Origin of the sequence: Synechococcus sp. A15-127, from assembly GCF_014280215.1 — a bacterium.
Taxonomy (GTDB): Bacteria; Cyanobacteriota; Cyanobacteriia; order PCC-6307; family Cyanobiaceae; genus Parasynechococcus.
Window position 1 is genome coordinate 527,111 of record NZ_CP047948.1, and the last position, 7,499, is coordinate 534,609.

General features: G+C 54.2%; 11 protein-coding genes. 6 read left to right on the top strand and 5 right to left on the bottom strand.

Annotated elements, in window-relative coordinates; all coding sequences use genetic code 11:
- On the top strand, positions 1 to 843 hold the full coding sequence (bsmB, locus tag SynA15127_RS02825; protein WP_186484922.1) for a dimethylglycine N-methyltransferase: 843 nt from the start codon (positions 1 to 3) through the stop codon (positions 841 to 843).
- A 26-nt stretch (positions 844 to 869) separates the two neighbouring features.
- Here bsmB and SynA15127_RS02830 read toward each other — a convergent pair whose 3' ends face one another.
- Together SynA15127_RS02830 and SynA15127_RS02835 are read right to left on the bottom strand one after the other, a co-directional pair.
- Positions 870 to 2,111 carry a DUF389 domain-containing protein gene (locus SynA15127_RS02830; protein ID WP_186484923.1) on the bottom strand — a complete coding sequence of 414 codons (1,242 nt, stop codon included), beginning with the start codon at positions 2,109 to 2,111 and terminating at the stop codon, positions 870 to 872.
- The gene (locus SynA15127_RS02835; RefSeq protein ID WP_186484924.1) at positions 2,095 to 2,889 is read right to left on the bottom strand and encodes a prohibitin family protein; all 795 of its coding nucleotides are present in this window, start codon (positions 2,887 to 2,889) and stop codon (positions 2,095 to 2,097) included. The genes SynA15127_RS02830 and SynA15127_RS02835 overlap by 17 nt, the downstream gene beginning before the upstream one ends.
- 99 nt (positions 2,890 to 2,988) lie before the next feature.
- On the opposite strand from SynA15127_RS02835, the gene SynA15127_RS02840 reads away from it, so the two are divergent.
- Positions 2,989 to 3,243 carry a hypothetical protein gene (locus tag SynA15127_RS02840; protein ID WP_186484925.1) on the top strand — a complete coding sequence of 85 codons (255 nt, stop codon included), beginning with the start codon at positions 2,989 to 2,991 and terminating at the stop codon, positions 3,241 to 3,243.
- A gap of 48 nt (positions 3,244 to 3,291) precedes the next feature.
- Here SynA15127_RS02840 and SynA15127_RS02845 read toward each other — a convergent pair whose 3' ends face one another.
- Both SynA15127_RS02845 and SynA15127_RS13470 read right to left on the bottom strand, forming a co-directional pair.
- Positions 3,292 to 3,447: a hypothetical protein gene (locus tag SynA15127_RS02845; protein ID WP_186484926.1), complete on the bottom strand. Its 156-nt coding sequence runs from the start codon at positions 3,445 to 3,447 to the stop codon at positions 3,292 to 3,294.
- The gene (locus SynA15127_RS13470) at positions 3,447 to 3,668 is read right to left on the bottom strand and encodes a hypothetical protein (protein WP_255475550.1); all 222 of its coding nucleotides are present in this window, start codon (positions 3,666 to 3,668) and stop codon (positions 3,447 to 3,449) included. Before SynA15127_RS13470 ends, SynA15127_RS02845 begins: the two co-directional genes overlap by 1 nt.
- Here SynA15127_RS13470 and SynA15127_RS13475 point away from each other — a divergent pair.
- Positions 3,658 to 3,780, top strand: coding sequence for a hypothetical protein (locus SynA15127_RS13475; protein WP_255475551.1), 123 nt, complete (start codon positions 3,658 to 3,660; stop codon positions 3,778 to 3,780). The two genes, SynA15127_RS13470 and SynA15127_RS13475, sit on opposite strands and share 11 nt — an antisense overlap.
- Before the next feature lie 541 nt (positions 3,781 to 4,321).
- Here the strand turns inward: SynA15127_RS13475 and SynA15127_RS02855 are convergent.
- Positions 4,322 to 4,498 (bottom strand): chlorophyll a/b-binding protein, encoded by a 177-nt coding sequence (locus SynA15127_RS02855; protein ID WP_186484927.1) that lies wholly within the window; start codon positions 4,496 to 4,498, stop codon positions 4,322 to 4,324.
- Positions 4,499 to 4,679: 181 nt separating this feature from the next.
- On the opposite strand from SynA15127_RS02855, the gene SynA15127_RS02860 reads away from it, so the two are divergent.
- From SynA15127_RS02860 to SynA15127_RS02870, 3 genes are all read left to right on the top strand, one after another.
- Positions 4,680 to 5,108 (top strand): hypothetical protein, encoded by a 429-nt coding sequence (locus SynA15127_RS02860; protein WP_186484928.1) that lies wholly within the window; start codon positions 4,680 to 4,682, stop codon positions 5,106 to 5,108.
- Positions 5,109 to 5,396: 288 nt separating this feature from the next.
- On the top strand, positions 5,397 to 6,812 hold the full coding sequence (locus tag SynA15127_RS02865; protein ID WP_186484929.1) for a leucine-rich repeat domain-containing protein: 1,416 nt from the start codon (positions 5,397 to 5,399) through the stop codon (positions 6,810 to 6,812).
- A gap of 55 nt (positions 6,813 to 6,867) precedes the next feature.
- On the top strand, positions 6,868 to 7,482 hold the full coding sequence (locus SynA15127_RS02870; RefSeq protein WP_186484930.1) for a hypothetical protein: 615 nt from the start codon (positions 6,868 to 6,870) through the stop codon (positions 7,480 to 7,482).
- Positions 7,483 to 7,499: the final 17 nt, after the last annotated feature.

Below are 7,499 nucleotides of genomic sequence, written 5' to 3' on the forward strand. Positions count from 1 at the left end.
ATGAGCAAGACTAGTGGCACCGCGGCGGATGATGTTGCGGCTCATTACTACGACAGCAGCGATGCAGACCAGTTCTACGAACTGGTCTGGGGAGGTGAGGACATTCACATCGGTCTCTATGAGACTCCTCTCCAGGAGATCGCGATTGCCAGCGAGCGCACAGTGCAGGCGCTTCTGGCACTGGCGACCGATCTGCCCTCAGGGGGGTGTGTGGTGGATCTTGGTTCCGGATACGGGGGGGCTTCCCGACGTCTGGCTCGCTGGAGTGAACGACCGGTCCATGCAATCAACATCTCCACGGTGGAAAATGATCGGCATCGCCGACTGAATGTTGAGGCTGGGCTGGCGAAACAGATCACAGTCCACGACGCATCCTTTGAGCAGGTGCCCGCGGCCGATGCCAGCGCGGATCTGGTTTGGAGTCAGGATGCAATCCTGCATGCCGGCGATCGGGCCCGGGTGTTGGCCGAGGTGTCCCGCCTGCTGAAGCCTGGTGGCTGTTTCGTGTTCACCGATCCGATGGCGGCCGATGGTGTGGAGATGGGGCTTCTTCAGCCGATTCTTGACCGAATTCACTTGCCGGATCTCGCTTCACCTGCTCGCTACAAGACCTGGGGAGAGGCGGTTGGTTTGACGCTGGAGGTGTGGGATGAACGCACTGAGATGCTGGTGCGTCACTACGACCGGGTCCGCCAGGACACGCGGTCCCGCCGCGCTGAACTGGAAGCCAAAATCAGTGCCGGATATCTGGACCGCATGGATGTGGGTCTTGGCCACTGGGTGGATGGTGGCCAGCAGGGTCGCCTCAGCTGGGGACTGATGCGCTTCCGGAAAGCGGGCTGATCAGGAGGGGAGGCCTGTTCACCCCATCAACGGGTTTCAGAGCGGCTCCGATGGGTGGTTTGTTCAGGATCGGAATCCAGCTCCAGAGCTCCCTGTTCAAGAACCTGCTTGGTCTGTTGCGGACTGAGCAGTGGTGATCCGGGTGCGGAAGCATCCGGTTGTTTGACCTCACGGCCCTCCACCACGGAAACATTGATGCGTTGGACCTGAACCTGGAATTTCAGGCCTTCCAGTCGAGATCCGATCCTCTCATTGATTGTGTCTTGAATGATCTGGACTTGTTTGTAACTGGGAAGATTGGGATTGGTGACCCGAACCACCACTTCTACGGTTGGAGATCGTCGCTTCTCCCAGAAGTTCGGCCAGTCAAAGGCAATGCTGTTCAAGGCCAGCGACTCGTTGGCTCCGAAAGTCAATGTTTTGCTCTGGAGATAATCGCGAATTGTCTCTTCGATTTTCTGTTGTGCAAATTCTGTGCGTTTGTCGTAAAGCTTGGCAACGAAGCGATTGCGCAGAGGAACTGTGATCACAACCATCAACACGAGGGAGCCAATGAATGGGATCTTTGTGCGCCGGCTGGTGAGTAGCTGACCCCGTAAATACGGCTCACGGATCGCCAGCACGGTCACCCCGCCGATCAGAATCCCGAGCAGGTTGGCGGCGAACAGCAAACCGGCACCTTCTGCGTTCTCCCATTCGCCACTCGCGATCATCAGACCCATCACGCAGATGGGCGGAACCAGTGCAACGGCGATCGCTGTGCCTGCCATTGAGCTCACTGTGCTGGGCTTCACCTTCGCGTAGGTCGCCATGGCTCCGGCGATCAGGGCGATGGCTAGATCGATCAGGTTGGGATTCACCCGGCCGCTGATTTCAGCCGGCATGGCCTCGGCGACCAGCAAGCCACGCGTACCCGCCCACAGGCCAAGCGCAATGGCCAGCATGGTGGTGCTGGCCACACCGATGCTCAGGGTGCGTGATGCCCTCAGCAACAGGCCCCAATTGCCAACGAGAATGGCAAACACACCGGTGCGAAGGGGGAGGATCCAGGGTGCAACCACCATGGCCCCGATCACAACGGCGGTGTTGTCAGAGAGCAATCCGAAGGTTGCAATCAGGCCGGCTCCAATGCTGAGCACCACATAGGGCTCATTCAGCTCGGCATCCTTGTCGTAGCTGCGGTGCAGCTGATCGAGGGGTTGCCCCTCCTTCAGACGGGGTTTTGGGGCAAAGATCCGGAACACTCCTGCCTCAACGGCGACCTCCAACGATCACCGGAGTTGAGCCACCTGTAGTGCCAGGCAGTGCCGGAACCACTTCCGTGCGGCCATCCCATTTGTCGAGAAACAGTTTGAACAGCACCTGATCGTCGAGGCTGCGGTTGAGCGTGTCGTATCGGATTGCCTCCTGTTCAGCGATCTTCACCTCGGTCTGGGCACGCAGAAGCTGCTGCTCGGCGATCTGTTTCTGCTCAATCGCTGCCCGATATTCCTCTGCGATCTGCAGACCGGTGAGATCAAGGCCACGCACTTCAACGTATTCGAACTTGTCCAGTTCCTGGGCCACTGTTCGCTCCACCAGAGCGGAGATGTCATTCCATTCCGTTGCGATGGTCACCAGTTCGTACTGGGAGAACACTGATTTCAGCGCTTTCAGCAGGGAGGGCTGAATGATGCGTGGATAGATTTCCCGATCATTGCCGGCGATGGTCCGGTAGATCCGCCCGGCTTCGTCAGGACGCACCGCATATTTCACTGTTGCCGTGGCCTCGATCACCTGCAGATCCTTGGTGAGCGTCGCGAATTCCTCCGGCCGCACCTGGGTTCGCACATCGAATGGATACACCGCCTGAAGGAAAGGGATCTTCAGGTTCAGGCCAGGCAGTCGAGAGCCACCGCTCACCTTTCCGAGGGTGGTCACCACGGCAACCTGTCCGGCCGGGACGATGAAGGTGGCCTGGCCCAGCAGCAGCAAGGCGCTCAGCAGGAGTGCCACCACCAGCACCAAACCATTGCCGGCGTCGTTGATCGGGCGAGGGGTCTGCATTCGGTTGCGATCCACTGTCCTGATGATGTCGGGTGGAACGCACCACTGCTGTCACGAGACGGGCCGTGGCGCTAAACCGACACCATCCGGGATCTTGGAATGGCTCCAGACCGTGCCCGTGTCGCAGCGCTTCTTCAACTGCTCATGACCGTCAGCGCCATGGTCATGGCTGTGGCGCTGGTGCGGATCGATCAACGTCTGTCCCGCAACGACCAGCTGCGTTCGCTCTGTGCTGCCTTCTGGGGAGCACCGGATTCAGGGGAGCGCGAATCTCATGCCTGGGCGGAGACCAAACGGCTCGTCGGGGTTGATCAGCTCGACATGCTGAGCTTCTGCCGCTTCTACGGTGAATAGCTAAAGCTGGCCGGAGTTCAGACGTTGTGCTCAAAGCCTTCCTTCGTCTCAGTCCTCTTCGGAGCTTGCATCGATCAGATCTGCCAGGCGCTTCCCTTCGCAGTGGCGACATTCCTGGTGATCCAGCTTGAAGAAATTCAGGGTCAGAACATTTCTGCAGGAGGTGCACTGCCGTGTCTCCGCCGGAGGAGTTGCGTAGGACATCAACGGTTGCGTCTCTTGGCCGATAACTGGCACTGTGCCACCTCCTGAACGATGTGGAACCGGCGGCTGCGGTCCAGAATGAACTCAACGTCGGCGGTCACTATGGCGAAGGAGGCGAGCCCCAGGGCCGGGCAGAAATCAAGGCGACGTCGATCCCGGTCTGTTCCCATTGAGCAGGTCTCTCCTGCTGTGCTCACGGCGACCAGGGACGTGGCATTCACCCTGGATCAGCTCGGACTCGACCCCGATGCCGAGGATGTGCTCAAGGCTGTTCTCGAAAGAGCCGAGCACTTGGAGGAGCAGGCCAGCGGAATCACCGTGATCGACGACTGATCCATGTCCATCAGACGGGTTTCCGCCTTTCGTTCATGAGGAGGAAGGCCTAATATGTTGTTGAGAGCGAATCGACAGATGTCGAGCAAGCGATCGGATTGGAATAAACCTTGATTGATCCATGCCAAAAACCAACAAGAACCATCGTTCACCACGTGGCCAACGTGCAGCCGGTTTCAACGATTCAAAGCACGCACACTCGGAACCATCCACGTCTGATTCCCAGACCACGACGGTGACCTGCCATCGTCAGCAACTGGTGTCCTGGGAGGACGTGATCGGACGTCGCTGATATCCGAGGGGGGTCAGACCAGGGACAGCCCGAAGTGCTGGACAATTCCCATAAAGCCAAGAACCATCACGGCTACAGCGATAAATGAAAGGCCAGTGGCCACTTCGTTGTGACGTTTTCTTTGTTCATAGCTGCGCATTGCTCTCCTGCTCCTTAATGCAATTTCAGAGAACTTAAGGGCGAGCTCTGAATAATTTCCTCAAGGAACATAAAACGAATCGTTTGAACACAGAGATTCACGCATTCCGTTCAGAAGCCGCCGGGTCGCATGATCAGTGGATGGCCGAGCGACCATTCAGCCAGCGTGGCGGCCACAACGGCCACCATGGCGATCCGGCCATTGGTGCGTTCAGCCCGTCTGAGGTAGGCGAGCCGTCGCTGCAATCGGGCCATGGCCAGATAGCGGGTTGTATTGGACGACCGCATGAAACCCACGCATGTTTACATATCTAAACATTTGGTTGCTGTCGGTTTTGTGATCAGGATGACGTTCTCGTCCAACGATCATGACTGGCTCGCGACATCGAGATTCCTGAAGCGGCAGGCGTGGTAGACGCGACTGAAGGAAGTCGCCATTCTGAGAAGGCGTTAAGGCTTCAGCCGAATCATGGCGATCCCCAATGCTTTGATTCCTTCGGACGAAAAGCGTTCTGTTAATAAGCCCAGGCTGATCTTTGCTGTTGTTGTGATTGGTTTGTTCGGCATTGCCACTGTAGGTTCGCTTGTCAGTGTTGTGCTTAAGCAGTTCACTCCTGCTTTGACCGATGAGGAAGTTGTTGTTGTTGGTTACCTTGCGGCATTCCAATGCCAGAAACAGAATGGACGAATCTCAGACGCTCAAGGCCGTAGCATCCTTCAAGATCTCATGAGTGAAAATGGCATGGACGCCACCGTTTTGCAGCGTCCGATTGTTGTGAAAACGGCTGACCTTTATGTGAGCAGTCTTGATCAGTCGTGCGGCGCTGGAGATCGTGATGAAAACATGGAAATTCGGCGACTCTCTGAACAGGTCAGAAAGAAGAATCGCTTCTCCTGATATACCAAGGTGTGTATTGCTGCCTTTCGCTTCACGGTGATCACCGCTCACGATCCTGGAAAGCTTTAATGACGATGGGCCATAATTCTGAAATGACTGCTTTGCTCTCAACTCAGTCATGACAATTGATGCTGGCTTTCCCCATGCTTGAGGTGGGAGCGTAATCCAGGGTGCTGGAGAGGCTGCCGATCAAGGGGAATTATTTTTTGTTGGAAATCAAATAAAGGTGAAGAGCTTTGCTCACTTCTGTTCTGGCTGGCTAAAATCAACCTTATTTCGGCCGGTTCGGTGAGCTTTAATTACGCACTCAATGGTGATGAGCTGACTGTTGAAGAAGGGACGATAGCGATTCCCGAGTTCGCATTCCGTCAGAACAATCTCTTCCTGACGGTGGTTCTGCCGACCACGCTTGAGACGATCGGTCGTTTTGCCTTTGACGAAACGAGCTTGACGGAAGTCAGTCTTCCTGATTCGCTGATCACAATTGAGCAGGGTGCATTTCGTCAGTCTGACCTGACAGAGCTGGTTGTACCGGATTCCGTCGTATCGATTGGCGCTTCCGCGTTTGACAATACCGATCTAGCCGCCGTCCGATTGCCAGAGTCGTTGACGTCGATTGGCGACTATGCCTTCTATAACACTCCTCTGACGCAAGTCATCATTCCCGAGTCTGTTCAAGCCTTGGGGCGTGGAGCATTTGCTGCGACCAATATTGAGTCTGTTGTTGTTCCAGCTTCCTTCGCGGGAAATTTGCCGACCAATGCCTTCAACCCTGGTACTGAAATCACCTTATCGGTGGAAGCTCCTGCGGAGGAGGTGAGAGAAGAGCCGACGATTGAACCATCCGCATCCGAGTCTCCAGGATCACCATCGAACGCTGCTTCTTCATCGAACACTGCTTCTTCGAGTTCATCAGCACCTTCGGTCAGAACTGCTTTGGAGAGCCTTGGAGCTGTGAATCAGGTGGTTGACTCAATTCAACGCGTGGTTGACAAGGTGATTCAAGTCGGCGACTCCGTGAAGCTTTCCAGCTCAGATGCAGAGATCATCGTCCCTGAGAAATTCTCCGATCTGATTTCCATTGATCATTCGTTGGCCAACAAAATTGCATTGAATGCTCCGTCATTTGTCAAGAACCTTGACGTTGAGATGCAGGTCCCCGGCTTGCAGTTGGATGCAAAAAAGATGGCCAAGTCAGATATCGTCTTTGCCTCAGGGCTTAATGCAGAGTTGGTCAGTGAAGTGCGCAAGATGAAGAAGGTAACGATTTCAATGTTTAAGGGGGATGATGTTGTTCGCTTTGTGGATGGGGCAATTTTGAAATCTTCTGTGTCGACTGGCCAAGGAGATGATCAGGTCATCCTGGGTCAAGATGTCACGGTCGGCAAAAACTCTAAGTTCAGGCTGGGGGAAGGAAGTGATCAAGTGGATATCAAGGGCGAGGTTAAAAAAATGAAAATCGATTTAGGCGATGATAGAAATGCTGACGTCGTCAGTTTGGAGGCAGAGGATTTGATTTCCAAGAAGCTGAAAATTTCCAATTTCAATCGTGATGATCGGTTGATTGTTGATGGTGATGTCTTTGGGTATTCGGATCTGCGTGATAATGATTTCGATCGAATCAAGATCAGTTTTACGGCGACGTCGGTCATTGGTAAAGTGATGGATTCTTTGGGGATCAGTGAATTGTCGGATATTTTATGAGACATATTGTTTCTTGATCAAGTCTCTCCATGATTTGTCTGTTCTTTGATCTGCTGTGACGGTTGAACGACACGAACTGCGTCTGTTTCTCAATCAGCCTGTTGTGATTGTTGGCCGTCTTAGTAAAAAAAATAGTATCAATGGCAATCACCGTAATGCCTGTTTACGCGCGATTGAGGTGCGCCCTTTGGTGAATGATACAGCGATTCAGGCTCTGGATGCTGAGCGCGTTCATCATGGTTGGCTGCAGCTCACTGGCATGGAATACAGCATGCCTGGTCTGGTACCCATGCTCTGTACGGCAGCGATGGTCAGCAGGTACACCAGAAGCAATGGCTCAACAGATCTTGGTTTTTCTCCATTTGATTCTGTCTGCCTTGACTTTGTGGTGCGACGGGCGGCTATGAAAAAGACAGATGCCCTCGCTAAACAGTTCATCGGCGACCAGTTAAACGACATCGAACAAGGTCGATCATTTTTTTGTTTGCAGGCAGATCCAGCCACGGTGTTGATGCAGCTTAAGCTCTGGCTGATTCGTGAATCTCAGCCGCCTCCCCATGGTGCAAGGCTCGCTGACATCCTGTCGATGATCGGAATACAAAATTGTAAGTCCACCGGATTTGTGGAAATCACAAGAAAAAATTCATCTGAGATATCTGGTTTTGGTTGATGCTCTGTGGTTGGTTC

Excerpts from the sequence above, each read along its gene's own strand:
- bsmB (WP_186484922.1), top strand. The coding sequence starts at position 1 with ATGAGCAAGACTAGTGGCACCGCGGCGGATGATGTTGCGGCTCATTAC.
- SynA15127_RS02835 (WP_186484924.1), bottom strand. The coding sequence starts at position 2,889 with ATGCAGACCCCTCGCCCGATCAACGACGCCGGCAATGGTTTGGTGCTG.
- SynA15127_RS02840 (WP_186484925.1), top strand. The coding sequence starts at position 2,989 with ATGGCTCCAGACCGTGCCCGTGTCGCAGCGCTTCTTCAACTGCTCATG.
- SynA15127_RS02845 (WP_186484926.1), bottom strand. The coding sequence starts at position 3,447 with ATGTCCTACGCAACTCCTCCGGCGGAGACACGGCAGTGCACCTCCTGC.
- SynA15127_RS02855 (WP_186484927.1), bottom strand. The coding sequence starts at position 4,498 with ATGCGGTCGTCCAATACAACCCGCTATCTGGCCATGGCCCGATTGCAG.
- SynA15127_RS02860 (WP_186484928.1), top strand. The coding sequence starts at position 4,680 with ATGGCGATCCCCAATGCTTTGATTCCTTCGGACGAAAAGCGTTCTGTT.